General features: G+C 70.7%; 25 protein-coding genes. 13 read left to right on the top strand and 12 right to left on the bottom strand.

Translation table 11 applies throughout. The annotated features are described in order from the left end of the window. Positions 1-45: 45 nt before the first annotated feature. Both purH and RUH65_RS08700 read right to left on the bottom strand, forming a co-directional pair. Positions 46-1737, bottom strand: a complete 1692-nt coding sequence (gene purH / locus RUH65_RS08705) for a bifunctional phosphoribosylaminoimidazolecarboxamide formyltransferase/IMP cyclohydrolase (RefSeq protein WP_313816974.1) — start codon at positions 1735-1737, stop codon at positions 46-48. A gap of 88 nt (positions 1738-1825) precedes the next feature. After that, complete coding sequence (locus RUH65_RS08700) at positions 1826-3460, bottom strand: CYTH and CHAD domain-containing protein (protein ID WP_313816973.1); 1635 nt, start codon at positions 3458-3460, stop codon at positions 1826-1828. A 51-nt stretch (positions 3461-3511) separates the two neighbouring features. Between RUH65_RS08700 and RUH65_RS08695 the strand changes: the two genes are divergently transcribed. Continuing rightward, entirely contained in the window at positions 3512-4906 is a 1395-nt protein-coding gene (locus RUH65_RS08695) for an MFS transporter (RefSeq protein ID WP_313816972.1), read from the top strand. Between the two features lie 27 nt (positions 4907-4933). Here the strand turns inward: RUH65_RS08695 and RUH65_RS08690 are convergent, their stop codons facing one another. Together RUH65_RS08690 and purN are read right to left on the bottom strand one after the other, a co-directional pair. Next, the gene (locus RUH65_RS08690) at positions 4934-6334 is read right to left on the bottom strand and encodes an MFS transporter (protein WP_313816971.1); all 1401 of its coding nucleotides are present in this window, start codon (positions 6332-6334) and stop codon (positions 4934-4936) included. 87 nt (positions 6335-6421) lie between these two features. Beyond that, positions 6422-7015 carry a phosphoribosylglycinamide formyltransferase gene (purN, locus tag RUH65_RS08685; protein ID WP_313816970.1) on the bottom strand — a complete coding sequence of 198 codons (594 nt, stop codon included), beginning with the start codon at positions 7013-7015 and terminating at the stop codon, positions 6422-6424. A 53-nt stretch (positions 7016-7068) separates the two neighbouring features. Here purN and RUH65_RS08680 point away from each other — a divergent pair, with 53 nt between their 5' ends. From RUH65_RS08680 to RUH65_RS08660, 5 genes are read left to right on the top strand one after another with little or no spacing between them, the layout of a single operon-like run. After that, positions 7069-7884 carry an ATP-binding cassette domain-containing protein gene (locus RUH65_RS08680; protein ID WP_313816969.1) on the top strand — a complete coding sequence of 272 codons (816 nt, stop codon included), beginning with the start codon at positions 7069-7071 and terminating at the stop codon, positions 7882-7884. Continuing rightward, a complete protein-coding gene (locus RUH65_RS08675; RefSeq protein ID WP_313816968.1) occupies positions 7881-8633 on the top strand; it encodes an ABC transporter permease subunit in 753 nt (250 codons plus the stop codon). The genes RUH65_RS08680 and RUH65_RS08675 overlap by 4 nt, the downstream gene beginning before the upstream one ends. After that, on the top strand, positions 8630-9313 hold the full coding sequence (locus RUH65_RS08670) for an ABC transporter permease (protein WP_313816967.1): 684 nt from the start codon (positions 8630-8632) through the stop codon (positions 9311-9313). Before RUH65_RS08675 ends, RUH65_RS08670 begins: the two co-directional genes overlap by 4 nt. 10 nt (positions 9314-9323) lie before the next feature. Next, the gene (locus RUH65_RS08665) at positions 9324-10277 is read left to right on the top strand and encodes an ABC transporter substrate-binding protein (RefSeq protein WP_313816966.1); all 954 of its coding nucleotides are present in this window, start codon (positions 9324-9326) and stop codon (positions 10275-10277) included. A 19-nt stretch (positions 10278-10296) separates the two neighbouring features. Then, complete coding sequence (locus tag RUH65_RS08660) at positions 10297-10731, top strand: hypothetical protein (RefSeq protein ID WP_313816965.1); 435 nt, start codon at positions 10297-10299, stop codon at positions 10729-10731. 17 nt (positions 10732-10748) lie between these two features. Here the strand turns inward: RUH65_RS08660 and RUH65_RS08655 are convergent, their stop codons facing one another. Next, complete coding sequence (locus RUH65_RS08655; RefSeq protein ID WP_313816964.1) at positions 10749-12101, bottom strand: DUF6350 family protein; 1353 nt, start codon at positions 12099-12101, stop codon at positions 10749-10751. Positions 12102-12247: 146 nt separating this feature from the next. On the opposite strand from RUH65_RS08655, the gene RUH65_RS08650 reads away from it, so the two are divergent. The 3 genes from RUH65_RS08650 (at position 12248) to gdhA (ending at position 16073) form a co-directional block, all read left to right on the top strand. Next, complete coding sequence (locus RUH65_RS08650; RefSeq protein ID WP_313816962.1) at positions 12248-13444, top strand: glycosyltransferase family 1 protein; 1197 nt, start codon at positions 12248-12250, stop codon at positions 13442-13444. A gap of 119 nt (positions 13445-13563) precedes the next feature. Next, positions 13564-14601 carry an aldo/keto reductase gene (locus RUH65_RS08645; protein ID WP_313816961.1) on the top strand — a complete coding sequence of 346 codons (1038 nt, stop codon included), beginning with the start codon at positions 13564-13566 and terminating at the stop codon, positions 14599-14601. 131 nt (positions 14602-14732) lie between these two features. After that, positions 14733-16073 (top strand): NADP-specific glutamate dehydrogenase, encoded by a 1341-nt coding sequence (gene gdhA / locus RUH65_RS08640; RefSeq protein WP_313816960.1) that lies wholly within the window; start codon positions 14733-14735, stop codon positions 16071-16073. Here gdhA and RUH65_RS08635 read toward each other — a convergent pair. Beyond that, positions 16066-16557 carry a thioesterase family protein gene (locus RUH65_RS08635; protein ID WP_313816958.1) on the bottom strand — a complete coding sequence of 164 codons (492 nt, stop codon included), beginning with the start codon at positions 16555-16557 and terminating at the stop codon, positions 16066-16068. The genes gdhA and RUH65_RS08635 overlap by 8 nt on opposite strands. Then, positions 16547-17731, bottom strand: coding sequence for an App1 family protein (locus RUH65_RS08630; protein ID WP_396179883.1), 1185 nt, complete (start codon positions 17729-17731; stop codon positions 16547-16549). The genes RUH65_RS08635 and RUH65_RS08630 overlap by 11 nt, the downstream gene beginning before the upstream one ends. A gap of 110 nt (positions 17732-17841) precedes the next feature. Between RUH65_RS08630 and RUH65_RS08625 the strand changes: the two genes are divergently transcribed. Both RUH65_RS08625 and RUH65_RS08620 read left to right on the top strand, forming a co-directional pair. Then, positions 17842-18840: an inositol monophosphatase family protein gene (locus RUH65_RS08625; RefSeq protein ID WP_313816956.1), complete on the top strand. Its 999-nt coding sequence runs from the start codon at positions 17842-17844 to the stop codon at positions 18838-18840. A gap of 75 nt (positions 18841-18915) precedes the next feature. Further along, complete coding sequence (locus tag RUH65_RS08620; protein ID WP_313816955.1) at positions 18916-19350, top strand: pyridoxamine 5'-phosphate oxidase family protein; 435 nt, start codon at positions 18916-18918, stop codon at positions 19348-19350. Between the two features lie 76 nt (positions 19351-19426). Here the strand turns inward: RUH65_RS08620 and RUH65_RS08615 are convergent, their stop codons facing one another. The 3 genes from RUH65_RS08615 to RUH65_RS08605 are packed head-to-tail and all read right to left on the bottom strand — an operon-like array spanning position 19427 to position 22764. Beyond that, positions 19427-21151: a thiamine pyrophosphate-binding protein gene (locus RUH65_RS08615; protein WP_313816954.1), complete on the bottom strand. Its 1725-nt coding sequence runs from the start codon at positions 21149-21151 to the stop codon at positions 19427-19429. After that, complete coding sequence (gene speB, locus RUH65_RS08610; protein ID WP_313816953.1) at positions 21148-22128, bottom strand: agmatinase; 981 nt, start codon at positions 22126-22128, stop codon at positions 21148-21150. Before speB ends, RUH65_RS08615 begins: the two co-directional genes overlap by 4 nt. Positions 22129-22188: 60 nt before the next feature. Further along, positions 22189-22764 carry a helix-turn-helix domain-containing protein gene (locus tag RUH65_RS08605; RefSeq protein ID WP_313816951.1) on the bottom strand — a complete coding sequence of 192 codons (576 nt, stop codon included), beginning with the start codon at positions 22762-22764 and terminating at the stop codon, positions 22189-22191. Between the two features lie 186 nt (positions 22765-22950). Between RUH65_RS08605 and RUH65_RS08600 the strand changes: the two genes are divergently transcribed. Beyond that, the gene (locus tag RUH65_RS08600) at positions 22951-24516 is read left to right on the top strand and encodes a sodium:solute symporter (RefSeq protein WP_313816950.1); all 1566 of its coding nucleotides are present in this window, start codon (positions 22951-22953) and stop codon (positions 24514-24516) included. A 3-nt stretch (positions 24517-24519) separates the two neighbouring features. Here RUH65_RS08600 and RUH65_RS08595 read toward each other — a convergent pair whose 3' ends face one another. Both RUH65_RS08595 and RUH65_RS08590 read right to left on the bottom strand, forming a co-directional pair. Beyond that, positions 24520-24867, bottom strand: coding sequence for a DUF202 domain-containing protein (locus RUH65_RS08595; protein ID WP_313816949.1), 348 nt, complete (start codon positions 24865-24867; stop codon positions 24520-24522). A 3-nt stretch (positions 24868-24870) separates the two neighbouring features. After that, entirely contained in the window at positions 24871-25269 is a 399-nt protein-coding gene (locus RUH65_RS08590; RefSeq protein ID WP_313816948.1) for a DUF202 domain-containing protein, read from the bottom strand. Positions 25270-25573: 304 nt separating this feature from the next. On the opposite strand from RUH65_RS08590, the gene RUH65_RS08585 reads away from it, so the two are divergent. Next, positions 25574-26710 (top strand): VIT1/CCC1 transporter family protein, encoded by a 1137-nt coding sequence (locus RUH65_RS08585; protein ID WP_313816946.1) that lies wholly within the window; start codon positions 25574-25576, stop codon positions 26708-26710. The last annotated feature ends 247 nt before the right edge of the window (positions 26711-26957 follow it).

Genomic DNA, 26957 nt, shown 5'->3' with positions numbered 1-26957 from the left:
CCCCCCCCCCCACCGCCGCCAGGGTTCTGCCTGAGCTGGGGAACCTCAGCCGTGGAAGAAGTGGCGCGCACCGGTGAAGTACATGGTCACGCCGGCGGCCTCGGCCGCGGCGATGACATCCTCGTCCCGGACGGAGCCACCGGGCTGCACGACGGCGCGCACGCCGGCGTCAATGAGGATCTGCAGACCGTCGGCGAACGGGAAGAAGGCGTCAGAAGCCGCCACCGCCCCGCGGGCCCGCTCCGGCGCACCGGTGCCGCTCACGTTCTGGGCGCCACCCGCCGTCGTGATCTCGGTGGTGATCTCCTGGGCGCCCGTGGAGGCGGCCCCCAGGGTGTTGGCCCGCTCCACGGCCAGGCGGCAGGAGTCCAGGCGGTTGACCTGGCCCATACCGATGCCGACCGTCGCCCCGCCGCTGGCCAGCAGCACGGCGTTGGACTTCGGCGCACGCACGGCCCGCCACGCGAAGGCGAGGTCCGCCAGGGTCTCCGGGTCGGCGGCCGGGCCGGCCGCCAGGGTCCAGGTCTCGGGATCGTCACCGGCGGCGTCCACCGCGTCCCGGGCCTGCAGCAGCATGCCGCCCGAGACCTGCTTGTACTCCACGGAGTCCCGGGCGAAGCCCGCCGGCAGGCGCAGCAGGCGGATGTTCTTCTTGGCGGAGAGGATCTCCAGGGCCTCGGCGGAGAAGGACGGCGCGATGACGACCTCGGTGAAGATGCCCTGGACGGTGTCCGCCATGCCGGCGGTGACCTCGCGGTTGGCGGCGATCACGCCACCGAAGGCGGAGACCGGATCACACTCGTGGGCCTTGCGGTGGGCCTCGGCGATGGGGTCCTCCCCGGCCTCGGCGCCGACGCCGACGCCGCACGGATTGGCGTGCTTGACGATCGCCACGGCCGGCTGGTCGAAGTCGTAGGCAGCCCGCAGGGCGGCGTCAGCGTCCGCGTAGTTGTTGTAGCTCATGGCCTTGCCGTGCAGGAGTTCGGCCTGGGCGATGCCCGGGGTGGCCCCATCCTCGACGTAGAGGGCGGCCGACTGGTGCGGGTTCTCGCCATAGCGCAGGGTCTGCGCCCTCTGCAGGGTCACGCCGGCATAGGGCGGGAAGAGACTGACCTCCACGGTGTCATCATCGGCTTCGAACTGGGCCGCCGTCCAGGCGGCCACCGCGTTGTCATACGCCGCGGTGTGGGCGAAGGCCAGGGCCGCGAGCCGGCGCCGTGCCGGGAGGTCGAAGCCGCCCTGCTGGGCGGCGGAGACCACGTCACCGTACTTCGCCGGGTCCACGACGACGGCCACAGACGGGTGGTTCTTGGCCGCGGCCCGCACCATGGAGGGTCCGCCGATGTCGATCTGCTCGACGACCTCGTCCTGGCCGGCACCGGAACGGACGGTGTCCACGAAGGGATAGAGGTTCACCACGACGAGGTCGAAGGGCTGGACGTCCATCTGTTCAAGCTGGGCCACATGGTCCTCGCGGCGGCGGTCGGCGAGGATGCCGGCGTGAACCATCGGGTGCAGGGTCTTGACGCGCCCGTCCAGGCACTCCTGGAACCCGGTCACCTCGGACACCTCGGTGACGGGCACTCCGGCGCCCGCGATCCGCTGGGCCGTGGAGCCCGTGGAGACGATCTGCACTCCGGCGGCGTGCAGCCCGGCGGCCAGCTCCTCCAGCCCGGTCTTGTCGTAGACGGAGATCAGGGCCCGCTTGAGCGGGACACGGTCGAGCTGGATGGTCACGGGTGTGCTCCTGTGGCTGGTCGGCAGTGCGTGCGGTCGTGCGCGTCCAGTGTAGAGCCGTGCCGGCCACACCGGTCGGGGATGACGGTCAGTGCCCTGCCAGCTTCACCACCAGGCGCTCGGCCGCGGCCTCGGTGCGGGCCTGCAGTGCGAACTCGGCGGCGAACAGCAGCCCGTAGCCAAAGGTGTCCTCGCCCTTCCGGGCCGCGACCTTTGAGGTGTCCAGCACGTGCTCCTGGAACATCACCGAGTCCCGGTGATCGCCGAGGGCCTCCTGCAACTTCTTGGCGGTCTTCATCCGGGCCACGAGCTCGGCACCGAGATCCAGCCCGGTGGCGTCCTGGACCGCTTTGACGGCGTAGCGCAGCCGCTTGGCCTCCTTGCGCACCTCGTGCATGAGGTCGAGGCGCCGTGCCCGGTCCTGCTCACTGCCGACGGCGGCGGCGAGCGCCAGCACCGCGTCCACCTGATCCGTGGCCAGCGGCACCATGGCGGCGGCAGCGGCGGTTTCTGCCTCTGGCAGCTCCGGGTGCATCGGCAGGGTGAGCGCGAAGGCGTCGAGCCGGTCCAGGACCTCGAAGTACCAGCCGGTGCGCATGCGCTTGACCTGCTGTGCCTGAGCCGCCTCGTAGGCCCGGGCCATCACGCCCCGCAGCCTCCGGACGGTCTTGCCCGGGATCATCCCGGCGTTCACCCCCTGGGCACCGCCGGGCAGCGCGGCGATCTTCTCCTGCACCTGGTCCCGCACCACCTCGGCATCACGGGCCACGGACAGGAGCTTGCCGAGTTTCTTCAGGTCCTGGATCACGGCGCCGACGGCGTCCGCCTCCAGCAGCGGGGCGTAGGTCTGGAGCAGGGACCGCAGGGTGCGGCAGGCCACCCGGTACTGGTGCACCGAGTCCTTCACGTCGCGGCGGACCAGCGGATCCCAGCCCTTGAGGACCTTCAGCTGGGTCCGCACCGTGGCGGCCAGGACCGCACGGACCGCCGGGGCACCGTCGTCGTGCTCCTCCGCGGCGCCGCTCCCGGCCAGCGGGGCCCGGGGATCCAGCGGGTCCGCGGCCTTGCCGACCACCTTCTCCACCTTGGATCCGACCGCGGAGGGCCGCGCTCCGGCCGGCTGGAGGACCTGCCCGACGGCGTCCAGGAAGGCATCCGTGCCGCCCGCCGAGGCGGCGACCAGGCCGGCGTCGACCACCTCGACCTCCCATTCGCGCCAGTGCTGGACCCGGGATTCGGTGCGGAAGCCCACGGCCATGGCGGCCACCTGGTCATCGCTGACCTCGGCCAGCCGGCGGCCCTGACCGTCCAGGAGGTCCACCACGGAGCGCAGGGTGTTCAGCCGGGCGGTCGGCACCAGCTGCTTGCCACGAACGTGGACCTGGACGAGGTCCAGGATGCGGGCGGGCACGGAGACCGTGACCGGGCCGGCGGAGACGTCCTCCGCATCCTCCTTGCCCAGCGCGGAGTGCAGTTCGAGCCGACGCTCGCCCTTGCCGATCTTCACATGCCAGCCGGCGTCCGTGCCGCCGGTGCGCCGCCGCAGGGTGACGTTGTTGGCGGAGAGGTCCCTCGCAGCCGTGTCGAAGTAGACGGCCTCGAGGGCCATGGGCGGGCGGTACCGCACCTGGGCGACTCCTCCCACGCCGTTGAGCCGGGGCAGGGAGGCCTGCCCGTCCACGTCAAACTTCCGCTCGATCTCCACCTGCACCGTTTCACCCATGGACCCATGATCCCAGAGCCGCGACGGAACAAGCGGTGGAACAATGGCCGGGTGAGACCAGAGACCAGAGAAGATACCCGCCCCGACCGGCCCTCGGCGCTGCCCACGGGCGAGGAGATCGTCCAGAACCTGCCGTGGCGGTGGAACACCCAGGGACGGGTCTTCCTCATCGGCGGCCTCGGCTTCATGTTCGACGCCTGGGACGTCTCCCTCAACGGCGTGCTCATCCCGCTGCTACGCGAGGAGTGGGGGCTCACCGCGGGCCAGGCCGCCTGGATCGGGACGGCCAACCTGATCGGCATGGCCCTGGGCGCCTTCGTCTGGGGCACGGTGGCGGACCGGATCGGCCGCAAGAAGGCCTTCACCGCGACCCTGCTGATGTTCTCGCTCTTCACCCTGGCCGGCGTCCTGACCGGGGACATCGGCTGGTTCGTGCTGTTCCGCTTCCTGGCCGGCTTCGGCCTCGGCGGCTGCATCCCGGTGGACTACGCCCTGGTGGGCGAGTTCACCCCGCGGAAGCAGCGGGGCACCGTACTCACCGCCATGGACGGCTGGTGGCCCATCGGGGCCGCCGCCTGCGGCTTCCTCTCCGCCTGGATGGTGGCCCAGTGGGGTGACTGGCGGCTGCCGATGCTGGCGATGGTGCTGCCCGCGCTCTTGGTGTTCTTCGTGCGCCTGCACGTCCCGGAGTCCCCGTTGTTCCTGATCCAGCAGGGCCGGGAGAAGGAGGCGCGCGCCGTGATCGATGAGATGGTGCGCCGCACCGGGGCCGAGGCGCGGGCCTACGTGATGCCGCCCGTCCCGGAGCCGCGACGGTTGACCTTCGCCTCGATGGGCCAGCAACTGGCCGAGCTGTGGCGGTACTCGTGGCGCATCACCACCGCCGCATGGGCCCTGTTCTTCACCCTCATGCTCGTCTACTACATCGCCCTGCAGTGGTTGCCGACGTTCCTGATCGATGCCGGCTACGAGCAGTCGCGGGCCTTCATCATGACCGGCGCCATGGCCGCCGTCGGGCTCCTGGGCGTGGTGGTGGCCGCCTGGCTCGTGGAGAAGACCGGGCGCAAGTGGCTGCTGGCGCTCGCGGCCGTGGTCTCCTCGTTCCTGCTGGTCGTGCTGGCCGCCCTCCTGGAGGTCCCGACGGCGGTGCTCCCCCTGGTGCTCGCGTTCGGCTTCGTGGTGCAGGTGGCCATCCCGGTGCTCTACGCCTACGTCTCCGAGATGTACCCGACGGAGTTGCGGGGGTCCGGCTTCGGCTGGGCCTCGGCGGTCTCCCGCCTCGCCGCCGGGGTGGGGCCGCTGCTGTTCGTGGCGTATCTGGTGCCGGCCGTGGGCCTGGCCTGGTCCTTCGTGGTCACGGGCGTGCTGGTGCTCGCGGCCTGCGTGCTGATGCTGGTCCTGGCCCCGGAGACCAAGGGCCGCGAGCTGGAGGTGACCGAGGCGTGAACCCTCAGGCTCTTCTGCGGACCGGCCTCAGGCGGAGCGTTGCGGAGCCCTGTTCGCCTCGATGTCCGCCGACTTCAGGAAGCCCAGCGCCACGGTGGCGATGAGCACCACGCCCGCCACGCCGATGTAGATCGCCTGCGGCGTCCAGCCGATGTCGAGCAGGCCTCCTGTGGCCATGGGCGCCAGGATGGCGCCGGCGCGGCCGATGCCGATCGCCCACCCGGCACCCGTACTGCGGACCGAGGCGGAGTATGACTGCGGCGTGAGCACGTACAGCCCGGCGATGCAGCCGTTGATCAGCATGCCGACCACGACCCCGAGCGCGAACACGGCCCAGACGATCGAGGCCGAGGAGATGAACAGGACGATCGCTGCCGCGGCGCCGATCGTGAACCAGAACAGGGTCGCCCGGGTGGACCACCGGGCCGTCAGCACACCGAAGAGCAGCGAGCCGATGGTCCCTCCGATGGTCAGCATGATGCCGGCGATCACGCCCTGGTTCTGTGTCAGTCCGGACTCGTTCAGCAACCGCGGGGTCCAGGAGTTCACGAAGTAGAAGCCGAACATCACGGCGAAGAAGGCGACCCACACCAGGATCGTGATGTTCCGGTTGCGCCGGCTGAACAGGGCGCTGATGCCCGCCTCGGCCCCGGCGTCACCGCCCGTTCCCGACGCCGACCCGGCGGCCAGGCCCGTCACCTCCGGCAGTGCCCGGACCGGTGTCTGGCCGACCTTGCGGGCGATGGTGTTGACCTTCTCCAGGGCCCGGGCCGGGCGCCGGTTATAGAGGTAGGCGGCCGACTCCGGCATGAGCGCCACCACCAGGATCAGGGCCACCACGGTCAGCGCTCCGCCGAGCGTGAAGACCGAGCGCCAACCGAACTGGTCCATCATCCACACCGCGGTGGTCCCGCCCAGGGACGCGCCGACGCCATAGCCGGCCGCGTAGATGCTGACGGCCAGGCCACGCCGCGCCCGGTTGGCGTACTCCGAGGAGATGACGTTCGTCCCCACCAGGATCCCGCCAATGCCGAGGCCGGTGACCACCCGCCAGAGGCCCAGTTCCCAGGCGCTGCCGGCGGTGGCCGAGAGGAACAGGCCGGCGGCGTTGACCACCACGGCGAGGATCGTCATGTGGCGCCGGCCGATGCGGTCGGCCACCGGGCCCAGGGTCAGGGAGCCGACGGCCATGCCGAGCAACCCGGCGCTGAGCAGGAACCCCAGCTCGGATCCGCTGAGCCCGAACTCCTCGGACACCGGGGTGGCGGTGAAGGCCATGGCCAGCACGTCATAGCCGTCCAGGGCGTTGAGGAAGGTGCAGATGCCGATGATGAGCCACTGGTAGGCGCCCATCGGCGCCTGTTCGATGCGCTCCCTCAGGTCATCGCCGGTGCCGGGCGCCGCCGGTGGAGTCAGTTGCCGTGCCATGCTGGGTCCCATACCTATGCTCATAGTGAGTGTGTCTTGCGGCACACGCTATCCGTGATGGTGGGCACATGCCAACAGCGCCCCGCGTCAGGCGCGGGAGACGTAGTCCTGAGGGGTCCGACCGGCGGCCAGCTCGCCGAGGACCGTGAGCAGCAGCTGGCGCTCCTGGACCTTGATCCGCTCGTGCAGGGCCTCCTCGGTGTCCGTGTCGAGCACCGGCACGGCGGCCTGGGCCAGGATCGGCCCGGTATCCACGCCGGCGTCGGCGAGGTGGACGGTGCAGCCGGTGACCTTGACGCCGTAGCGGAGTGCGTCCCGGACGCCGTGCGCGCCGGGGAAGGCCGGCAGCAGGGCGGGGTGCGTGTTGAGGTACCGGCCCTCGAACGCGGTGGTGAACTCCTCCCCCGCGATCCGCATGAAGCCGCTGGACAGGACGTAGTCCGGCGCATAGGACGCGGTGGTGGCGGTCAGCGCGTGATTCCAGTCGGCCCGGTCGGCGAACTCGGCGAAGTCCACGACGAACGTCTCCAGGCCCGCCACCGCGGCGCGGGCGAGGGCGCCGGCGCCGGGATGATCCGCGCCCACCGCGGCGATCTCGACGTCCAGAGTGCCGGCCACCACGGCGTCGATGACCGTCTGGAGGTTGGAACCGGAACCGGAGGCGAGGGCCACAATGCGCATGGATTCCATCCTAGGGCGGCACCGGGCAGCCCCAGTCCCAGTAGTGTTGGCGCATGATCTCCTACGGATCCGTCACCAAACGCTTCCGTGACGGCACAGTGGCCGTCAACGACTTCAGCCTCTCCGTCCCGCGGGGCTCGCTGACCGTCCTGGCCGGTTCCTCGGGCTGCGGCAAGACGACACTGATGCGGATGGTCAATCGGATGGTCGATCCCAGCGAGGGACGGGTTGCCGTGGATGGGCAGGACGTGGCCGGGCAGGACCCGGTGGCCCTGCGCCGGCGGATCGGCTATGTCATGCAGAACTCCGGGCTGCTCCCCCACCGCACGGTGGGCCAGAACATCGCCACCGTTCCCCGACTCACGGGCATGGACCGCTCCGCCGCCCGGAGGAAGGCGGCCGACATGATGGACCTCGTCGGGCTGGCCCCGGAGCTCGCGAACCGCTACCCCGCCCAGCTCTCCGGCGGGCAGCAACAACGTGTGGGTGTGGCCCGTGGACTGGCCGCCGATCCGGAGATCCTGCTCATGGACGAACCCTTCGGGGCGGTGGACCCGCTGGTGCGCGCCGACCTGCAGCGTCAACTGGTGGACCTGCACCACCAGTTGGGCACCACCATCCTCTTCGTCACTCATGACATGGACGAGGCCTTGACCCTCGGCGACCACATCGTGCTGCTGCAGGCCGGTGCCCGGATCGCCCAACAGGGCACCCCCAAGGACTTCGTCTCCGCCCCCGCCAGCGACTTCGTCCGGGACTTCCTGGGCCTGGACCGCGGCCAGCGCACCCTGCACCGCGAAACCGCCGCGGACGGCTCGGTCCTGCTGCTGGACCCGCACGGCCGGCCCGCCGGGGTACTCGCCGAATGAGCTGGATCCTGGACAACCTGCCGCTGATCGCCGATCGGCTGTGGGCCCACGTGGCCACCTCCCTGCCGGCGATCGTCCTGGCCCTGCTCATCTCCCTGCCCCTGGGGTGGCTCGCCCACCGGTACCGGCCCCTCAACGGCCCCGTGCTCACCGGTGCCGGGCTGATGTACGCCCTGCCCTCCCTGCCGCTGTTCATCGTGCTGCCGGTGCTGATCGGGACGGGGGTGCGGGACGCGGTCAACGTGGTGGTCGCCCTGACGCTCTACGGGGTGGCCCTGATGGTGCGCAGCGTGGCTGACGGCCTGGACGGGATTCCACCCGAGGCCCGCAGCGCCGCCACCGCCCTGGGCTACCGGCCCCTGCGGCGGTTCCTGGCGGTGGACCTGCCCCTGGCCGGACCGGTGATCCTCTCGGGACTGCGGGTGGTCGCCGTCTCCACCGTGTCCCTGTGCACCGTGGGGGCCGTGCTCGGCATCCCCTCGCTGGGCATGCTTTTCACGGACGGCTTCCAACGCGGCATCCTCGCGCAGATCCTCACCGGCATCGTCCTCACGGTGGCCCTGGCCTTGGCCCTGGACCGCCTCCTCGTCCTGGCAGGCCGGCTGCTCATGCCCTGGGCCCGCACCCCGTCCCGCCGGGCCAGCCGCCGGTCGTCCCGGCCCGATCCAGCCGCTTCAGCCGCTTCAGCCGATCGAGCCGATCAGACCGATCAGACCGACCAGACCGACCGGGCGGTGACCCCCTCATGAACCAACTCTGGGACGCCCTGCTGTGGTGCCTGGACCCGTCGAATTGGCAGGGCCCCTCCGGCATCGGTGCCCGCTCGCTCGAGCACCTCGGCTACACGGCGCTGGCCCTCGTCATCGCCTCCGTGATCGCCGTCCCCGTCGGCTGGTGGGTGGGACACACCGGCCGGGGCCGCGGGATCGCCGTGGCGGTCTCGGGGGCCGCACGCGCCCTGCCGACCCTCGGCGTCGTGACGCTGATGGGGCTGATGCTCGGCATCGGACTCGCCGCGCCCATGACCGCCTTCGTGGTGCTCGCCGTGCCCTCGATCCTGGCTGCGGCCTATGCCGGCTTCGAAGCCGTGGACCAGCAGGTGATCGACGCCGCCCGGGCCCAGGGCCTCACCGAGGCCCAGGTGCTGTGGCGGGTCGAGGTGCCCCTGGGGCTGCCCCTGCTGATCGGCGGATTGCGTTCGGCCGCCCTCCAGGTCATCGCCACGGCCACCTTGGCCGCCTACGTCGGGGCCGGTGGACTGGGCCGCTACCTCTTCCTCGGGCTCAAGACGCAGGATTACGCGATGATGCTCGGCGGCTCCCTCATCGTCGTCCTGCTCGCGATCGTGCTGGATCTGCTGTTCGCCGCCGCCGGCCGGGCCGCCGTCCCCCGCGGGGTCCGGGTGGCGCGGCAGGGTCAGGCCCAGTAAGTTCATGTCCATGACTCCGAAGCCTCGCCGCTCTTCCCTCGCTCACCGGTCCCTGCTCGCCCTGACCGCAGCCTCCGCCCTGGCCCTGACGGGCTGCGGCAGTTCGGACCCGCTCGACGGCGGGGCCTCGGCCTCGGCCGGTGGGGAATCCGGCGGCGGCGCGAGTGACGCGATCGTCATCGGCTCCCAGCAGTACTACTCGAACGAGATCATCTCCGAGCTCTACGCCCAGGCCCTCGAGGCCGAGGGGTTCACCGTGGAACGCGAGTACCAGATCGGCCAGCGCGAGGTGTACCTGCCCGAGCTCGAGTCCGGGGCGATCGACGTCCTGCCCGAGTACTCCGGCAACCTGCTCCAGTACTATGACGCGGAGTCGACGGCCAGCACACCCGAGGACATCCACGCCGCGCTGGCCGAGGTCCTGCCGGAGAACCTGCGCGCCCTCGAGCCGGCCGAGGCCACCGACCAGGACTCCTACAACGTCACCCGCGAGTTCGCCGAGGAGCATTCGCTCACCACCCTCGCTGACCTGCAGAACGTGGACGAGCCGTTGACGGTGGCGGCGAACTCCGAATTCGAGTCCCGCCCCTACGGCCCCGAGGGGCTCCAGGAGGTCTACGGGGTGGACGTCAGCGTGGTGCCGGTGGAGGACTCGGGCGGCCCGCTGACGGTGAAGGCCCTCGTGGACGGGGACGTCCAGCTGGCCGACATCTACTCGGCCGACCCGTCGATCCAGACCCAGGACCTGGTGACTCTCGAGGATCCGGAGAACCTGATCCTGCCGCAGAACGTCACGCCGATCGTCTCTGAAGCCGTCAACGAGGACGCGGCCGCCGTGATCGAGGAGGTCAACTCCCAGCTCTCCGCCGAGGAGCTCATCGACCTCAACCGCCAGTCCGTGGAGGACCAGGCCTCGAGCGCCGATCTGGCCACCGCCTGGCTGACGGAGCAGGGGCTGGCCTGAACCCCAGTAGGGTGGGACGGTGAGCCAGACCGATCCCGCCAGCACTGACCCAGAACTGAAGAAGTACCGCTCCCTCCGGGACGCACTGCTCTGGGTGGCCGGGATGCTGCTGCTCACCTACCTCTCCTCCGTGCTGACGTTGCCGTGGAAGGCCGTCTCCCTGGGCTTCGCCCTGGCAGGGCTCGTCTGGGGCGTGGTGGCGCTCCTACGCACGGCCCACGTGAAGTCCCCTGGGGTGCTGCGCTTCGCCACGGCGGCGGCGATGGCCGGCTGCGCCACCTTCGGATTCGTGGCCTCGGCGCAGATCGTCTTCTGGGATGCCACCGAGCAGTTCGAGGAGTGCACCTCCTCCGCGCTCACGGACCGCGCCCTGGAGAACTGCAGCAGCACCTACACGGAGCGGCTGGGCGGGACCGCCCTGCCGGGCGCGGGAATCTCACTCCGCCACCGGTAGAGGTTCAACAGCCGGGCCTACCGCCGTCCGGAGTCTCCTCCGGAATCCGGCTCCTCGCCATCCTCGTCGTCCCAGTCCTCCGGAACCACGTACTGGTACTTCTCCCAGGCCGGGGAGACGAGGTATCCGAACATGGCGCCCAACCCCACGAGGCCACCGAGCATCACCGAGGCGAGCCAGGCGGTGGGGCCGAGATCAGTCAGTCGGCCCACGCCCAGCGATCCGGTGGACAGCCAGAAGGGCAGGATGGCGAGCGCCGCCGTCGCCAGCGCCACGAGCACGCCGAGGGCGAGGGTGGACAGGGTCAGTGAGGCCCAGCGCCGGGCGATCTTCAGGGAGAGCCACTCGTCGAGATGGTTCTCGCCCTCCCGCAGCAGCCACCAGCCGGCCAGGAAACCGCCGGCCACGGGCAGGAGCAGGAACAACCAGGACCATGCGGGCTCCAGCCCCACGGGCAGTGCGGTGAGCACGGGGACGGCCGGCTGCGGCCCGACCAGCGTCTGCAGAGGTGCCACCACGGAACCGGTCCCGAGGCTGAATCCGGCCCCGCTGGTCCACGCCAACGTCCACATCGCCAGGTTCGGCATGATGCCGAGCTGGGCCACCGTGACGACGGCACCGCCCCAGATCCCCGCGTTCAACTCCTGATAGACCTGGGCGATGTCCGCCCAGTGCAGTCCGATCTGGACGGCCATCAGGGCCGCGGCGAGTCCGAAGGACGCGATCAGCCCCACGGCCCCGGCACGGACCACGGACCACACATAGGAGCCGGCCCACCGCGAGTGCTGGGACAGCCGCTCGATCCGGTCGGCCAGGTTCACGCCGATCAGCCGCGCCCAGGTACCGGCCTCCCGGCGGGCGCCCGCCAGCAGGGCGAGCACCATCAGCGCCGTGGGGATCAGCGTCCCCCAGGCGGGGTTGACCGACACGGCGGCGTCGGGCACCAGCAGCGAGGTGGCCAGGCCGACGGCGGCGTAGGCCACCGCGCCGCCGGCCAGCGCCTGCCAGATCTGGTCCCGGTAGGAGGCCCGGGCCAGCCGCCGCCCGGCCCGCCACCCCAGGAAGAACGGCAACAGCACCAGTCCCCACGGCAGGAACCAGAAGGTGCCGGTCAACAGGGCGTCCGCGGTGGTCCCCGATTCCAGGCTCAGGTGCAGCGGCACCCCGTGGATGGCCAGCCAAGTCTGTCCGCCCAGGCTGGCGATGAAGTCGATGCCGGTGGCGGAGAACCCGCCGCCGGACCAGATGACCACGAGCGGGATCAGCACGAGCATCGCGGAGATCACGGCAGCGATGAGTGCCTCGATCGCCCCCTGGATCCACAGGGGCAAGGGCAGGGGTTTCAGGGCGCGACTGGTTCGAGCGTTCATGTCACCGTCCATGGTGCCACCCGGCTGGCGGCCGGTACCGGAATCACCCTCGGGTCGGCGCGGCTCACCGAGAGTTCACCGGACCGCCACCTCGGTTCCACCGCGCCGCGGGTCTGCCGTCGACGGCGGCGGTCATCATGGGGACCGTGAGAGTCGCTGTGATCGCAGAATCCTTCCTGCCGCACATGAACGGTGTCACCCACTCCATCCTCCAGGTGCTCCGCCACCTCCGGGAACGGGGTGACGATGTCCTGGTGATCGCCCCATCCAGCTCGTGGATGGAGGCGGAGGCCCCGGCCGAGGTCGAGGGGTATCCGGTACACCGGCTGCCCTCCATCCCGTTACAGGGGTACACCAGCGTCCGGGTGGCCGCCGGGACCGTCAACCGGGTCCGCCGCGTCCTCGCGGAATTCGCCCCCGACGTCGTCCACATCGCCTCCCCCTTCGTCCTCGGCTGGCGCGCGGTGCAGGCGGCCCACGCCCTCGGGCTGCCCAGCGTGTGCGTCTATCAGACCGAGGTGCCCAACTACGCGGCCCGCTATGGCTTCCCCTGGCTCGAGGAGGTCCTCTGGCAGCAGGTGGAGCGCATCCACGATCTCGCCACGCTCACTGTGGCCCCCTCCAGCTTCTGCCTGGACCAGCTGCACGGCCGCGGCATCCAGCGGGTGCACCTGTGGCGCCGTGGCGTGGACACCCACCGGTTCCACCCCGGCAAGCGGGACCAGGGCCTGCGCGCCGAGCTGGCCCCCAACGGAGAGCGGCTCATCGGCTTCGTCGGCCGCCTGGCCGCCGAGAAGCAGGTCGAGGACCTCGCCGTTCTCAACGACCTGCCGGGCACCCGTCTGGTGATCGTGGGCTCCGGCCCCCTCAAGGACGCGCTCCGGAAGAAGCTGCCCGGCGCGCACTTCGCCGGCTTCCAGGGGGGTGAGGACCTGGCCCGCCACGTGGCCTGCTTCGACCTGTTCGTGCATCCCGGGGAGTCCGAGACCTTCTGCCAGACCATCCAGGAGGCCATGGCCTCCGGTGTGCCCGTGGTCGCGGTGGGCCGCGGCGGCCCACTCGACCTCGTGGACGCGTCCCGCACCGGCTGGCTGTACCGGCCCGGGGACCTGGACGAGCTACGCGAGCGGGTCCGGGACCTGGCCTACGACGACGTCAAGCGCGGCGCCTTCGCCGAGGCCGCCTTCCGGTCGGTACAGGGACGGACCTGGCCGGTGCTCTGCGAACAGCTCGTCGGCTACTACGAGCGCGCCATCCGCGTCCGGCGCCGCCAGAATGACGTCTACGTGCGCACCTACCTGGAGCAGAGCTCCGGGTGGGACGGCTGGCTCCTGCCGCGCTGACGGCTCAGGCCAAGCACCAGTGCTGGGCGGATTCGAACGAGGTCCACGTCCCCTGCGGAAACATTGCGCCTCGGGTCGTCGGTGGAGTGGAGGACCGGCCACTCCCCTACCCTCAAACCATGAACCTTGCTCCCGCCCTCACCACCGACCTGTCCTCCCCGCGCGTGCTGGCCGGGCGCCCCCTCCGGCCCGTCGGCCTGGGCTGCATGAACCTCAACCACGGGTATTCCGGCTTCCTCGCGGACGAGGACGCCGTCACGATGGTCCGCACCGCCCTGGACGCCGGGGTGGACCACGTCGACACGGCCACGCTCTACGGCGCCGGCCACAATGAGGAGGTGGTGGGACGAGCCCTGGGAGCGCACCGCCAGGACGTCTTCCTGGCCTCCAAAGGCGGGCTGACCGGAGGACCGGACGGCGGGATCGACGGCCGCCCGGAGACCCTCCGTCGCCAGGTCGACGACTCCCTGCGGCGCCTGGGCACCGGGTTCATCGACCTCTACTACCTGCACCGGCTCGATCCGGACGTGCCGGTGGAAGAGAGCGCCGGCGCCCTGGCCGAGATGGTCCGGGCCGGGAAGATCGGTGCCTACGGCCTCTCCGAGGTCTCCGGTGCCACCCTGGAACGGGCTCACGCCGTGCACCCGGTGGCCGCCGTGCAGAACGAGTACTCCCTGTGGACCCGCAACCCGGAGTGGGGGTTGCTGGACGCCTGCCGCCGCACCGGTGCCGCCCTCGTGGCCTTCTCCCCGGTGGGACGCGGCTTCCTCACCGGTGCGGTGCGGGACCCGGCGGCCCTTCCCCCGGGCGACCTGCGGCACCGGATGCCGCGGTTCTCGGCGGAGCACTACCCGGCCAACCTCGCCCTCCTGGAGCCCCTCCGCGCCGAGGCCGATCGCCTGGGCACCACCCTCGCGTCCCTGTCCCTCGCCTGGGTCTTGGCCCAGGGACCGGACGTCCTGGCCATCCCGGGGACGACGTCGGCCGCACACCTGGCCGAGGACCGCTCCGCCGAGCAGGTGGTTCTGAGCGCCGAGGACGTGGCCCGGATCGGGGCGATCATCAACCAGGACACCGTGCACGGACACCGCTATGCCGCGCAGCAGCGGGCCAGCATCGACACGGAGGACGAACCCGCCGCCCCTCCGCAGGGCTGACCGGGCCCCGGCGCCAGCCACCGTCACGCTTTCGGCAGGCCGCAGACCTGCCGGTACAGTGGTCCCGGCCGCTCCCTGTCAGGGGATGCCCTCCCATCACAGGGACGCCACCGAGGAAAGCGAGGACGGACATGGAACAGGGTCTGGAAAACCTGCGGAACGAAGTGTTCCGCCGCAACCCCGGCGAAAGCGAATTCCACCAAGCGGTGACCGAGGTGTTCGAAGCCCTCGGCCCCGTGGTCAACCGCCATCCCGAGTACGTCGAGTCGGGCATCCTGCGCCGCATGTGCGAGCCCGAGCGCCAGATCATCTTCCGCGTCCCCTGGGTGGACGACAACGGCTCCGTGCAGATCAACCGGGGCTTCCGCGTGGAGTTCAACTCGGCCCTCGGCCCGTACAAGGGCGGACTGCGGTTCCACCCCTCCGTGTACCTGGGCATCATCAAGTTCCTGGGCTTCGAGCAGATCTTCAAGAACGCCCTGACCGGCATGCCGATCGGTGGCGGCAAGGGCGGCTCGGACTTCAACCCGGCCGGACGGTCCGATGCCGAGATCATGCGCTTCTGCCAGTCCTTCATGACCGAGCTCTACCGCCACATCGGCGAGTACACCGATGTGCCCGCCGGTGACATCGGCGTGGGCTCCCGGGAGATCGGCTATCTGTTCGGCCAGTACAAGCGCATCACGAACCGCTTCGAGTCCGGTGTGCTCACCGGCAAGGGGATGTCCTGGGGCGGGTCCCTCGTCCGTCCGGAGGCCACCGGCTACGGCGCCGTGATGTTCGCGGACCAGATGCTGCGTACCCAGGGCCAGTCCATGGACGGCCAGACCGTCCTGGTCTCCGGTTCCGGCAATGTGGCCCTCAACGCCATCGCCAAGTCCCAGCAGCTCGGGGCCACGGCCATCACCGCCTCGGACTCCTCCGGCTACGTGGTGGATGAGGCCGGCATCGACCTGGACCTGCTCCGCGAGATCAAGGAGGTCCAGCGCGGCCGGATCTCCGAGTACGTGGAGCAGCGCGGCGGCAACGCCCGCTTTGTCGCCGACGGGAGCGTGTGGGACGTCCCCGGCACCGTGGCCCTGCCCTCGGCCACCCAGAACGAGCTGGATGAGCAGGCCGCGCAGAGACTCATCAAGAACGGCCTGACCGCCGTGGCGGAGGGCGCCAACATGCCCTCCACGCAGAAGGCCACGGAGCTGTTCATCGAGTCCGGCGTGCTGTTCGGCCCGGGCAAGGCCGCCAATGCCGGCGGCGTGGCCACCTCCGCCCTGGAGATGCAGCAGAATGCCAGCCGGGACACCTGGAGCTTCGAGTACACGCATGACAAGCTCGAGCAGATCATGACCGACCTGCATGACCGCTGCCTCGAGACCGCCGATCGCTATGGCGCCCCGGGCAACTACGTGGTCGGCGCCAACATCGCCGGCTTCGTCAAGGTCGCCGACGCCATGCTGGCCCAAGGCGTCATCTGAGGCCGGTCAGGGCCGCCCGCTGCTCCTGGGTCAGGCGCACGGGACGGCCCGTGGCCGAGTCCACGAACACCATGGTGGTCTCCGCGGTGACGCACTCGGTGCCGTCCACGCCGTCCCGGACGGAGTAGGCCACCTCGATCGAGGCCCCTTTCGCGGCGGCCACCCACACCCACACGCGGGCCGGGACGGTGCGGTACTCCAGGGGCCGTCGGTAGCGGATCCGGTGCTCGGAGATCAAGGCCTGCACGGTGTCCGGGACGCCGTTCAGCAGGGACACCGGCGCCTGGCGTCCGGCGGCACCCGTGCCCGCCGGCACGCCGAAGGCGTGGATGCGGGCCTCCTCGAGGAGGGAAGCGATCCTCACATTGTTCACGTGCCCATAGGCGTCCATGTCCCCCCAGCGCAGGGCGACGTCCACCCGGACCCCGGGGCCTCCGCCGTCCGGCCGTGGTTCGACCGTGCCGGTCCGGAGTTCAGCGTCCATGGCCGGCTTCTGGGGCTACCACGGACAGCTGGGCGGTCATCGGCCAGGTCTGCGGCTGGGCCTCGGTCCGGCCGGCGTCCAGGACGCCGAGGGCCTCGAGCTGGCGGGACAGCGTGGCGCCGTCCGGCCCGTAACACCAGGGCACGCCCGGGGTGGTGTCCCGGGGGTCGTTGGCACGGCCGCCGGCCAGGACCGCCTGCGAGGGCGTGAGCTGCCGGATCACGATGGCCCGCACCTTGTCCGGGTGCCGGCGGGCGAAGTCGGCATAGATCTCGGGGTCGTGCTGGCCGTCGTCTCCGATCAGCAGCCACCGCACGCCGGGGTAATCCCGCGCCAAGCGGTCCAGCTGGGAGACCTTGTGCTCCAGCCCGGAGCGGAACCAGCGGTCCTCCGTGGGCCCCCAGCTGGTCAACAACAGCGGCCCGAAGGGGTAGAGGTTGCGGGAGAGGAACCGGGACAGGGTCTGGGCCACGTTCCACGCGCCGGTGGACAGGTAGACCACCGGGGACGCGGGCTGCGTCTCCAGCAGCCGGTGCAGCATCACGGCCATCCCGGGGGTGGGCGTGCGGGCATGCTCGTCCAGGACGAAGGAGTTCCAGGCGGCCAGGAAGGGCCGCGGCAGGTAGGTGACCACCACGGTGTCATCCACATCCGAGACCACGCCGGTGACCACGTGGTCGTCCACGATGTACACGTCGCTCGTGGCGGGCTCGCTGCCGTTGGACTGCAGCGTGACGGTCTGCCAGCCGGGCTCGAGTTCAGCCTCGACGACGGCGTCCACCAGGCCCCCGCGGTCCGCGCGGACGGTGAAGCTCTGGCCGCCGGCGGTGATCTGCACGAGCGCATAGGGCACGGGGGGTGAGGTGAAGTTGTGCCAGCCCCGCATCCCGTCCTCCACCATCTTGGCCAGACGGCGCCCGTTCTCGAACGCCTCGTCCGGAGCCATCACCACGCGGGAGAGGACCCGGATCCAGCCGGTGGTGCCGTAGCCGGTGAAGGACATGATGGTGGGCGTCAGGCCCCGCCGGATGGCGGACTTGCGGCGGAACGCGTGCCACCGGTCCTGGAGCATGGTGGCCACATGCTCGGTGATGAGAGGTTCCCGTTCTTCCACCAGGGGGGACGGCGGTGCGTCCTCGGCAGCAGCGTGCGTTGCGGGAATCCGGTCGGCCATAGTCCCAGTATTCACCACGTCGCAGGCGGAGTTCACACCGGGTCCCGCTGTGTCCGCTCCCGGCGCAGGCCCCAGCCAGGACGGCGAGACCCGGCAGCTAGGCTGGTCTCATGTCGAGCGCCCTTCCAGCACCCAGCGAACTGCGCCGCATCGCCCTCACCGCGGCGGCCGCCTGCGCCCCCCGACTGGTCCGCGCCTTCCGCTCCCTCCCCGCCGACCTCAACCTGGCCACCAAGCGCTCCTCGCATGACCTCGTCACGGTGCATGACCGCGCCACCGAGGACGAACTGGTCCGGCTGCTCGGCGAGGCCGTGCCAGGCAGCCGCTTCATCGGCGAGGAGGGCGGCGCCCGGGACACCGCGCCCGGGCCCGCCGGATCCGGCCGGGCCCCCGGCCTCCTACCCGACGCGCACCGTCTCGAGTGGATCGTCGACCCGATCGACGGCACCGCCAACTTCGCCCACGGTTTCGCCATGTTCTCCCTCTCCATCGCGGCGGCCGTGGACGGCGAGGTGGTGGCCGGCGTGGTGCTGGACCCGGTGAACAAACTCGAGTTCTCCGCCGACGAGGCCGGGGCCTACCTCAACGGCGTGCGCTTCGGGGCCGAAGCCGCGGGCATGGGCGTGGATGCGGCCCACCCGGTGCACACTGATCCTCCCGCCGAGGCCGCGATGAACCTCGTGACCTCCTATCCCTCCGCGGAGGCCCTCAACCTGGACGGTCCCGTGGCGCTGGAACGCTTCGGCCGCCTCGTCGACTCCTACGCCACCGTCCGCAGGACCGTCTCCGGCGCTTTGGAGCTGGCCTTCACGGCGATCGGCTGGGCGGACGTGACCCTCGGGGTGGACACCAACCCGTGGGACGTGGGCGTCGGCCAGTTGCTGGTGCGCCGGGCCGGAGGCCACTACCTGGCCCTGTTCTATGACACGGATGGCCCCGAACGCCGCCCCGATCACCTGGCCCCCTGCTACGTGGCCGTGGCGCCGGGCCGGGTGGCGCCGACGGCGGTCCGCGTGCTGGAGGAGACCGTGACCGCCCGCCGCGCGGCGGAATCTGAGCCGCCCCTAGCAGGAACCCTCGCGGCACGGGATAATGAAAGTGCCCGCTGACCGGGACCTCCACGTTCCGACCCATGGTTCCGGTCCGGGCACGGCACCCCGCAGGGGGATGAAGGAGGACGGGCCATGATGTTCGAACACCCGGATGACGAGGCGATCCTCGTCCTGGACGAGGACCAGTGCTGGCAGTTGCTGGAGAACACCCGCCACGGGCGGCTCGGTTTGCGGGTGAACGACGAGCTGGACCTCGTGCCGGTGAACTTCAAAGCCGCTGACCGCAAGGTCTACTTCCGCACGGCGCCCGGCAACAAGCTGGCCGAGCTGACCATCAACCCCAAGGTCATCTTCGAGGCGGACGGCATCCTCTCGGACCAGGCGTGGTCCGTTCTGGCCCGTGGCACCGCCCGCGTGCTGGAACTGGAGGACGAGATCGAGTTTGCCGAATCACTGGCTATTGACCCCTGGGTCCCCACGTATAAGGATTTCTTTGTAGAGGTCACGGTCACCAGGATCACCGGCCGCCACTTCATCTTCGGTGAGCATCCCGAGCGCTTCGACTAGCAGCAGGACGCACACCACACCATCTGATCCCCGGCAGCTGACGCTTCGCCGGGGATCAGTTGCGTCGGCCGGCCGGCTACTCCAGGTGACTCGGCGCCCACATCCTCAACAGCGTCCTGACCACGACGACGGCCGGTCCCGGCCGATTGAACGCCCGGCTGAGTGCCGGGCCCACCTCCTCCGCGGGCACCTCCTCGGCCGGGACCCCGAAGGACCGGGCCAGCGCCACGAAGTCCGGTCGGTACAGTTCCGTGGCTGTGGCCCGCCCGAAGGCACCCTCCATGTAGTCGCGCAGGATCCCGTAGCCGCCGTCGTCCACGATCAGCCAGGTCACGTTCGCCCCGTGCTGTTGCGCCGAGGCCAGCTCGGCGATCGAGTACATGGCCGAGCCGTCCCCGGCGACCGCAAGCACCCCGGGGGCACTCTCCACGGTTCCGGCCTGCGGCGCGTCAGCCAGGTCGGCCAGCCCCACCGCACCACCGATCGCCGCCGGGAAGGCATAACCCAGACCGCCGGCGCCCTGGGCGGAGTGGAACTCGCCCGACTGTGCGTCCCAGCAGTTCCACCCCCAGTACGCCGCGATCGTCATGTCCCAGTACGTCTGCATCTCCGCGGGGACGGCGGCCCTGATGTCCGCCAGGAACCTCCGCTCACGGGCCAGCTCCTGACCCTCCAGCCGGGACTCGACCCTGCGGAGGGTCTCGGCCACCAGCTCGGAGGCGCTGCGCCCGTGCCAGTCGGCGCGCAGCGGGTCCTCGACCCCGGGTTGCGCGGCCGAGAGCTCGGCCGAGAGCGCTGCGGAGATCGCGGCCAGGGCCTGGCCGGCGTCGGCCCGCACACCGAGCGTGGGGAAGTTGGACTCGAGGACCCGGGGTTCGGCGTCGACCTGGATGAGCCGGCCCCGCGGTTCGAGGGTGAAGTAGTTGGAGGTGACCTCCCCCAGCGAGGAGCCGACGACGAGCAGCACCTCGGCGTCTTCGAGCAGATCCGTGACGTGACGGTCCTCCACCCAGGAGCCGAGGGACAACCGGTGGTCGTGGGGGAAGGCCGAATTGCCGCCGGGGGTGCAGACCACGGGGGCGTCCAGCAGCTCGGCCACGCGCAGCAGGTGCCGGCGGGCGTCCCGGGTGGAGCGCCGCACCCCTCCCCCGGCGACGATCGCGGTCCGTCGGGAGGTGGCCAGCCACCGCACGGCCTCCTCGATCAGCTCCTGGCGGGGTGGATGGTCGTAGGGCACGGCCAGGGCGTCCTCGACGGGTGGGACCAGGACCTCGCCGAGCAGCACGTCCTGCGGGACCTCCACCCACACGGGCCCCTGCGGCACCGTGATGGCCGCGGCCCAGGCGTCCTGGATGGCGGACGGGATGCCGGAGGCGTGATGCACGCTGAACTGCGTCTTGGTCACGTTCTGGGCCGAGGCCTTCTGGTCATCGAGCTGATGCAGCATGCCCTTGCGGCGGGCGCCCAGCCCGGACAGCGGGATCTGGGATGCGACGACGACCATCGGCACCGCGGTCGCGTACGCCTCCTGCAGCCCGGACAGGGAGGTGAGGGCCCCGGGTCCGGTCGAGAGGAACAGCACCCCGACCTCGCCGGTGGCCCGGGCGTACCCGTCCGCGGCGAACGCGGCGTTGTTCTCCACCCGGGAGGAGACGTAGCGCAGCTCCGAGCGGGAGAGGGCGTCGAAGAGTCCGAGCGCGTGCTGGCCCGGGATCCCGAAGACGGTGCGGGCGCCGAGGGCCTGCAGGGTCTCGATCACGAGGTCGCCGCCGTTGCGGGGGGTGCGGTGGTGGGTGATCATGCCCGCTCCCCGAGCAGACCGATCAGGTCATAGGCCACGTGGGCGGCGGCGATCCCGGTCAGCTCCGCGTGGTCGTAGGCCGGGGACACCTCCACGACGTCGGCGCCCACCACCTCGAGGCCGCGCAGGCCGCGCAGGATCTCCAGGAGCTCCCGGCTGGTCATGCCCCCGGCCTCCGGGGTGCCGGTGCCCGGCGCGTGGGCCGGGTCCAGGACGTCGATGTCCACGGAGATGTACAGGGGCCGGCCCGCCACGCGGTCACGCAGCCGGGCGACGATCTCGTCCACACCGAGGCGGTACACGTCCGAACTGGTCATGATGCCGAAGCCGAAGCGCCGGTCCTCCTCGAGGTCCTTCCTCCCGTACAACGGGCCGCGGGTGCCCACGTGGCTGATGGCCTCGGTGTCGAGGATCCCCTCCTCGACGGCTCGCCGGAACGGTGTTCCGTGCGTGTACTCGGCACCGAAGTAGGTGTCCCAGGTGTCCAGGTGCGCGTCGAAGTGCAGCAGGGCCACCGGCGCCCCCGCCCGTTGCGAGGCGGCCCGCAGCAGCGGCAGGGCGATCGTGTGATCCCCGCCCAGCGTCATCAGCGAGGCTCCGTCCTCGGTCAGTTCCATCGCATCGGCCTGGATGGCCTCGATCGCCTCGTGGATGTTGAAGGGGTTGACCGCCAGGTCCCCCGCGTCGGCCACCTGCACCTGCGCGAAGGGTGAGGTGTCGGTGGCGGGGTTGTAGGGGCGGAGCAGGCGGGAGGACTGCCGCACGTGCCCCGGCCCGAACCGGGCGCCGGGCCGGTAGGAGACGCCGGAGTCGAAGGGCACCCCGACGACCTTGACGTCGGCCGTCCGGCCGGTCCCCTCGACCTCGTCGAGTCGCGGCAGCAGGGCGAAGGTCGGAGCGCCGCTGTAGCGCGGCACCACGGCCGAGTTCACCGGTCCGAGACGGCCGTTCTCCGTCACGCGGGGGATGTTGAGCATGTCAGGTCCTTTCGTAGCAATGGTGGCGTACCAGGGCACGGTGCCCAGGTGGTAGCGGGGTCAGCGGGCCTCCCTCCCGACCAGCGTCCAGAGGACCACGGCCTCCTGGCGGCCGGGATTGATCCAGCTGTGCGGCTCGGCGCCCGGGAACGTGGCGGTGTCTCCGGCCGCCAGGGGCAGCTCCCCGTCCGAGGTGACCAGCACGAAGGACCCGGCGACCACGTGCAGCGCCTCCACCGCACAGTCCATGGTGTAGAGCTCCGCCTCACCGCGACCGCCGGGAGCAATCACCGCACGGATGATCTGCAGCAGGCGCCGTCCGGGCGGGGTGAGCAGCTGTTCGGTGATGCCGTCCCCGCCCAGGTTCACGTGCGGCGCGGCGTCCAGGCGGACGACTCCGGTCTCGGGGGCATCGAGCACGGCCCCAGGCGCCACCCCCAGCACCTGGCAGATGTCCACCAGACTGGAGACGGACGGGCTGGTCAGGTCCCGCTCCACCCGGGACAGGAATCCCTTGGTGAGGCCGGCGAACTCGGCCACCTGGTCCATGGTCAGCCGCCGCTGCTGGCGCAGGGCCCGCAGGCGCCGCCCGATCGCCGGATCGGCAGCGGCGGGCCGGATGGGCAGTGATTTCACGCTTCGGCCTCCCTGGTGCGGGTCACAGACATCGAGGTTGTCTGGAGGTAAACATAGGTTTATCGTATACCGCAACGAATGTGACCCACAACACGTGCGGGGTGATAGTCCCGCCACGATCCCTGACCCCAACCCACGACGTCCGTGATCCTCCGGGACCGGACACCGGCACAGAGGACTCCCGTCATGCAGACGTTGAACATCGTGATCATCGCCCTCTACCTCGCCAGCATGCTGCTGTTCGGCTGGTGGGGCCGGCGCCGGACCAGCGGCACGTCCGACTACCTCGTCGCCGGGCGGCGCCTGGGCCCCCTCCTGTACACCGGGACCATGAGCGCGCTCGTCCTCGGGGGCGCGTCCACTGTCGGCGGCGTCGGCCTGGGCTACGAGTACGGGATCTCCGGGCTGTGGCTGGTCACGGCCATCGGCGTCGGCGTCCTGCTGCTCAGCCTGCTGTTCGCCCCGACCCTGCAGCGCCTGAAGATCTTCACGGTCTCCCAGATGCTCACCCTGCGGTACGGATCCGAGGCCACGCAGGTGTCCTCGATCGTCATGCTCGCCTACACCCTGATGCTGGCCGCCACCTCCACCGGCGCCTACGCCTCGGTCTTCGTGGTGCTCTTCGGGTGGGACCGCTGGCTGTCCATCGTGGTGGGTGGCGGCATCGTCCTCGTCTACGCCGTGGTCGGCGGCATGTGGTCCATCACGCTGGCGGACATGGCCCAGTTCCTCATCATGACCGTGGGCCTGTTCGCCCTGATGCTTCCCCTGTCTTTGGCGCAGGCTGGTGGCTGGAGTGGTCTCGGACAACGCCTGGATGCCGAGTTCTTCGACCTCGGCGGGATGGGCCTGCAGTCGATCCTCACCTACTTCGTCGTCTACACCCTGGGGCTGCTGATCGGCCAGGACATCTGGCAGCGGGTGTTCACCGCCCGCTCTCCGCAGGTCGCGCGCTGGGGCGGAAGCACGGCCGGCGTCTACTGCATCCTCTATGGCGTGGCCGGTGCGATCGTCGGCATGGCCGCCGCGGTCGCGCTTCCGCAGATCGAGGTCCGCGACGACGTCTTCGCCACGGTGGCCTCCCAACTGCTGCCCGTCGGCCTGGGTGGGCTGGCCCTGGCCGCCGCCGTGGCGGCCATGATGTCCACCGCCTCCGGCGCCCTCATTGCCGCCGCCACCGTGGCCCGGGCCGACGTCGTGCCCCTGGTGCGCGGACTGCTCGCCGGCCGGCGACCCCACCGTCTGGACGCCGCCGAGGCATCCTCGCAGGCCGAGGTCGATGCGGCCGAGGCGAAGGACTTCGAGGAGGACGTGGACACCAACCGGTGGTGGGTGCTGGGACTGGGCCTGTTCGTGCTGGCGCTGGCCATCGCGGTCCCGGATGTGGTGGCCGCGCTGACCATCGCCTACGACATCTTGGTCGGCGGCCTGCTGGTGGCCATCCTCGGAGGGCTGGTGTGGTCCCGCGGCACCGGGGCGGGAGCGGCGTGGTCCATGGCTGCCGGCACCCTGGCCACCCTGGCCACCATGATCACCCTGGAGATCCAGGCGGAGGAACGGTTCGCCGGCGTCTACGCCAATGAGCCGATCTACGTGGGCCTGGCCGCCTCGGCGCTGGTGTACGTCGTGGTCAGCCTCCTGACCACGCCCACGCATCCCGCCGTGCTGGCGGCCTGGCGCCGCCGCACCGTGGAGGGAGCTCCCGAGGAGTTCGTGCGGGGCCGCCGGGTAGTCGACCCTACTGAGGGGTAAGGGTCAGATCACCCAGATCGCCAGGGCCCCGAGCGCGGCGAGGGCCATCACGAGGACCACCATCCACAGCACGGAGAGGACATCGGCCTCCACCCGTTCCCGGGCCACGCCGAGGGACTGCAGCCCATACCGCCGGCGTTGAGTGAGGTGGATGGCCATCGCCGCCAGCCCGCACAGCCCGGCCGGTGCCAGCGCCGCGAGGCCGACCGTGGCGTACCAGCGCAGGAACATCGCCGCCGCCACGAACAGGGCGAGCAGGGTCCGGTCCCAACTCATCACGGTCCGCTCGGGCTGCAGCCCGGGGTCCTGGTGCAGGGCCGCGGCGGTCGGCCGGACGGGAGGCAGGCGCACGGCTCAGGCCGGCCGGAGGAGCAGGAACACCAGCAGCACGACGGCGGCCGCCGCGCCCCCGGTGGCCAGCACCGGCACGATGAGCGGCAGGGGCAGCGGCCGGCCGTGGCGCATGGCGCGCTCCACGCGGACCCAGCGGAATCCGGCCGTCAGGGCCAGGAGGGCGGCGAGGCCCAGCAGCACCGTGCCGAGCACCGTGCGCGTCAGCGGGTCGAAGACGGACCCGGTGAACGCCTCCACCGCGATGCCGCCGGCCAGCAGCGCCAGGGAGGTGCGGATCCAGGCCAGGAAGGTGCGCTCGTTCGCCAGGGTGAATCGGGGGTCGGGTTCCCGGCCGCCGGCGAGCACGGTGGTCGCGAGCCGGCCGCGGGCCGGCGGGCCCTCCTGATCTGGTGTCGTCATGCACCCAGCGTAAACGTGTCCGAGCCTGTCATCGATCTAAGACAGCTGGTTCGCCTCTCGTTCCCACCTTTGTCACAGCTGTGGCAAGCCAGTAGACTGGACACGTCGAAGGGGAGTAGTTCCCACCCGCCCTCAGGGCGAATGCAGCGGTGCGTCGACATACTGGCTTCCCCCGACGGGAGGCCCGGCGCCCCACCCAGATGCCAACGGTGTCTGGGCGAGCGAGACCTTCGGCCAGACTCCGCGCTGGCCGAACGAACCCTGTCAGGGTGACGCCGGTCGGTGCCTTGCTCCGAGGAACTCGATGAACCACTCGCAGGACAACGCCACGCCCGCGCCCGCCATGGCCGAGCCCAGCCGGGACCAGGTCCGGCGGTGGCGCCGCTATCTGGCGGACGAGATCGCCGAGGCGGAGATCTACCGGGTCATCGCCCGACGCAAGGAGAGCCCGGAGCGGGAGATCCTCCTGGGGCTGGCCACGGCGGAGAAACGCCACGAGGACCACTGGCGGCTGTTGCTCGGCGAACACGCCCAGAACCCGCCCCGCCCCTCCCCGCACCGGATCCTGCTGCGGTGGCTGGCCAAGGTCTTCGGCTCGGTGTTCATCCTCGCCCTGGCCCAGCGTGCCGAATCCGATTCGCCCTATGCCAAGGACCAGCACGCCACCCCGGCCATGGTGGCGGACGAGGCCATCCACGAGGAGGTCGTCCGCGGGCTGGCGTCCCGGGGTCGCGAGCAGCTCGCCGGGAACTTCCGAGCTGCTGTCTTCGGCGCCAATGACGGCCTGGTGTCCAACCTCGCCCTCGTGATGGGCATCGGGGCCACTGGGGTGGCGAACTCGGTGGTGCTGTTCACCGGCGTTGCCGGTCTGCTGGCCGGGGCCCTGTCCATGGCCGCAGGCGAATTCGTGTCCGTGCGGTCCCAGCGTGAACTGCTCGAGGCATCCTCTCCCACCCAGGTGACCCTCGAGGCGGCCGAACACCTGGACCTGGACCAGAATGAGCTGGTGCTCGTCTACCGGGCCCGCGGCATGAACGAGGAGGACGCCGTCCACCGGGTCCAGGAACGGCTCGGGTACTTCGGCTGCGACTGCAATCCGTCCTTCTCCGCCCACCCGGACGGCTCCCAGGGCCCGGTGGACTACTCGGACGACCATGAGGCCATCGGCAGCCCGTGGAGTGCCGCGTTCTCCAGCTTCTGCTTCTTCGCCTCCGGTGCCATCATCCCGGTGATCCCCTACCTGTTCGGGATGGGCGGCCTGCCCGCCGTGGCTCTGTCCGCGGTGCTCGTGGGCCTGGCCCTGCTGTGCACCGGCGGTGTGGTCGGCCTGCTCTCCGGGGCCTCGCCCTTCAAGCGCGGCCTGCGCCAGCTGCTCATCGGCTTCGGCGCCGCCGCCGTCACCTATCTGCTGGGGCTGCTGTTCGGTGCCAACCTCGCCTAGCCCCCGTGGTCTCCTACCTCCGCCGCCACACTGGCGCTCCGATGTTTGACGTGGGCGCTTCCCGTGCAAGGATGAATGAGAAGGATCTACAAGAAATGGAGGTAGCAACATGCGTGGAAGCAACCTTGTCTGGACCATCGTGGGCATCCTGGTCGCGATCGCCCTGATCATCTGGATCGTCTCGGCGCTCTGAGCGTCAGGCCCTTTCAGTAGAACGACGCCGGCCCCCTCCTTCCAGTGGAAGGAG

The sequence above is a fragment of the Citricoccus sp. genome (assembly GCF_032154715.1).
Classification (GTDB): Bacteria; Actinomycetota; Actinomycetes; order Actinomycetales; family Micrococcaceae; genus Citricoccus.
The sequence above is the reverse complement of the archived record's forward strand: the minus strand, read 5'-3'. Positions and strand labels throughout refer to the sequence as shown.

What these genes read in the sequence shown, in the direction of transcription:
- RUH65_RS08645 (WP_313816961.1), top strand. Translation starts at nt 13,564, where the DNA reads ATGAACCTTGCTCCCGCCCTCACCACCGACCTGTCCTCCCCGCGCGTG.
- RUH65_RS08680 (WP_313816969.1), top strand. Translation starts at nt 7,069, where the DNA reads ATGATCTCCTACGGATCCGTCACCAAACGCTTCCGTGACGGCACAGTG.
- speB (WP_313816953.1), bottom strand. Translation starts at nt 22,128, where the DNA reads ATGCTCAACATCCCCCGCGTGACGGAGAACGGCCGTCTCGGACCGGTG.
- RUH65_RS08665 (WP_313816966.1), top strand. Translation starts at nt 9,324, where the DNA reads ATGACTCCGAAGCCTCGCCGCTCTTCCCTCGCTCACCGGTCCCTGCTC.
- gdhA (WP_313816960.1), top strand. Translation starts at nt 14,733, where the DNA reads ATGGAACAGGGTCTGGAAAACCTGCGGAACGAAGTGTTCCGCCGCAAC.
- RUH65_RS08615 (WP_313816954.1), bottom strand. Translation starts at nt 21,151, where the DNA reads ATGATCACCCACCACCGCACCCCCCGCAACGGCGGCGACCTCGTGATC.
- purN (WP_313816970.1), bottom strand. Translation starts at nt 7,015, where the DNA reads ATGCGCATTGTGGCCCTCGCCTCCGGTTCCGGTTCCAACCTCCAGACG.
- RUH65_RS08630 (WP_396179883.1), bottom strand. Translation starts at nt 17,731, where the DNA reads ATGGCCGACCGGATTCCCGCAACGCACGCTGCTGCCGAGGACGCACCG.
- RUH65_RS08690 (WP_313816971.1), bottom strand. Translation starts at nt 6,334, where the DNA reads ATGGCACGGCAACTGACTCCACCGGCGGCGCCCGGCACCGGCGATGAC.
- RUH65_RS08585 (WP_313816946.1), top strand. Translation starts at nt 25,574, where the DNA reads ATGAACCACTCGCAGGACAACGCCACGCCCGCGCCCGCCATGGCCGAG.
- RUH65_RS08590 (WP_313816948.1), bottom strand. Translation starts at nt 25,269, where the DNA reads ATGACGACACCAGATCAGGAGGGCCCGCCGGCCCGCGGCCGGCTCGCG.
- RUH65_RS08620 (WP_313816955.1), top strand. Translation starts at nt 18,916, where the DNA reads ATGATGTTCGAACACCCGGATGACGAGGCGATCCTCGTCCTGGACGAG.
- RUH65_RS08675 (WP_313816968.1), top strand. Translation starts at nt 7,881, where the DNA reads ATGAGCTGGATCCTGGACAACCTGCCGCTGATCGCCGATCGGCTGTGG.
- RUH65_RS08670 (WP_313816967.1), top strand. Translation starts at nt 8,630, where the DNA reads ATGAACCAACTCTGGGACGCCCTGCTGTGGTGCCTGGACCCGTCGAAT.
- RUH65_RS08635 (WP_313816958.1), bottom strand. Translation starts at nt 16,557, where the DNA reads ATGGACGCTGAACTCCGGACCGGCACGGTCGAACCACGGCCGGACGGC.
- RUH65_RS08600 (WP_313816950.1), top strand. Translation starts at nt 22,951, where the DNA reads ATGCAGACGTTGAACATCGTGATCATCGCCCTCTACCTCGCCAGCATG.
- RUH65_RS08625 (WP_313816956.1), top strand. Translation starts at nt 17,842, where the DNA reads ATGTCGAGCGCCCTTCCAGCACCCAGCGAACTGCGCCGCATCGCCCTC.
- RUH65_RS08655 (WP_313816964.1), bottom strand. Translation starts at nt 12,101, where the DNA reads ATGAACGCTCGAACCAGTCGCGCCCTGAAACCCCTGCCCTTGCCCCTG.
- RUH65_RS08700 (WP_313816973.1), bottom strand. Translation starts at nt 3,460, where the DNA reads ATGGGTGAAACGGTGCAGGTGGAGATCGAGCGGAAGTTTGACGTGGAC.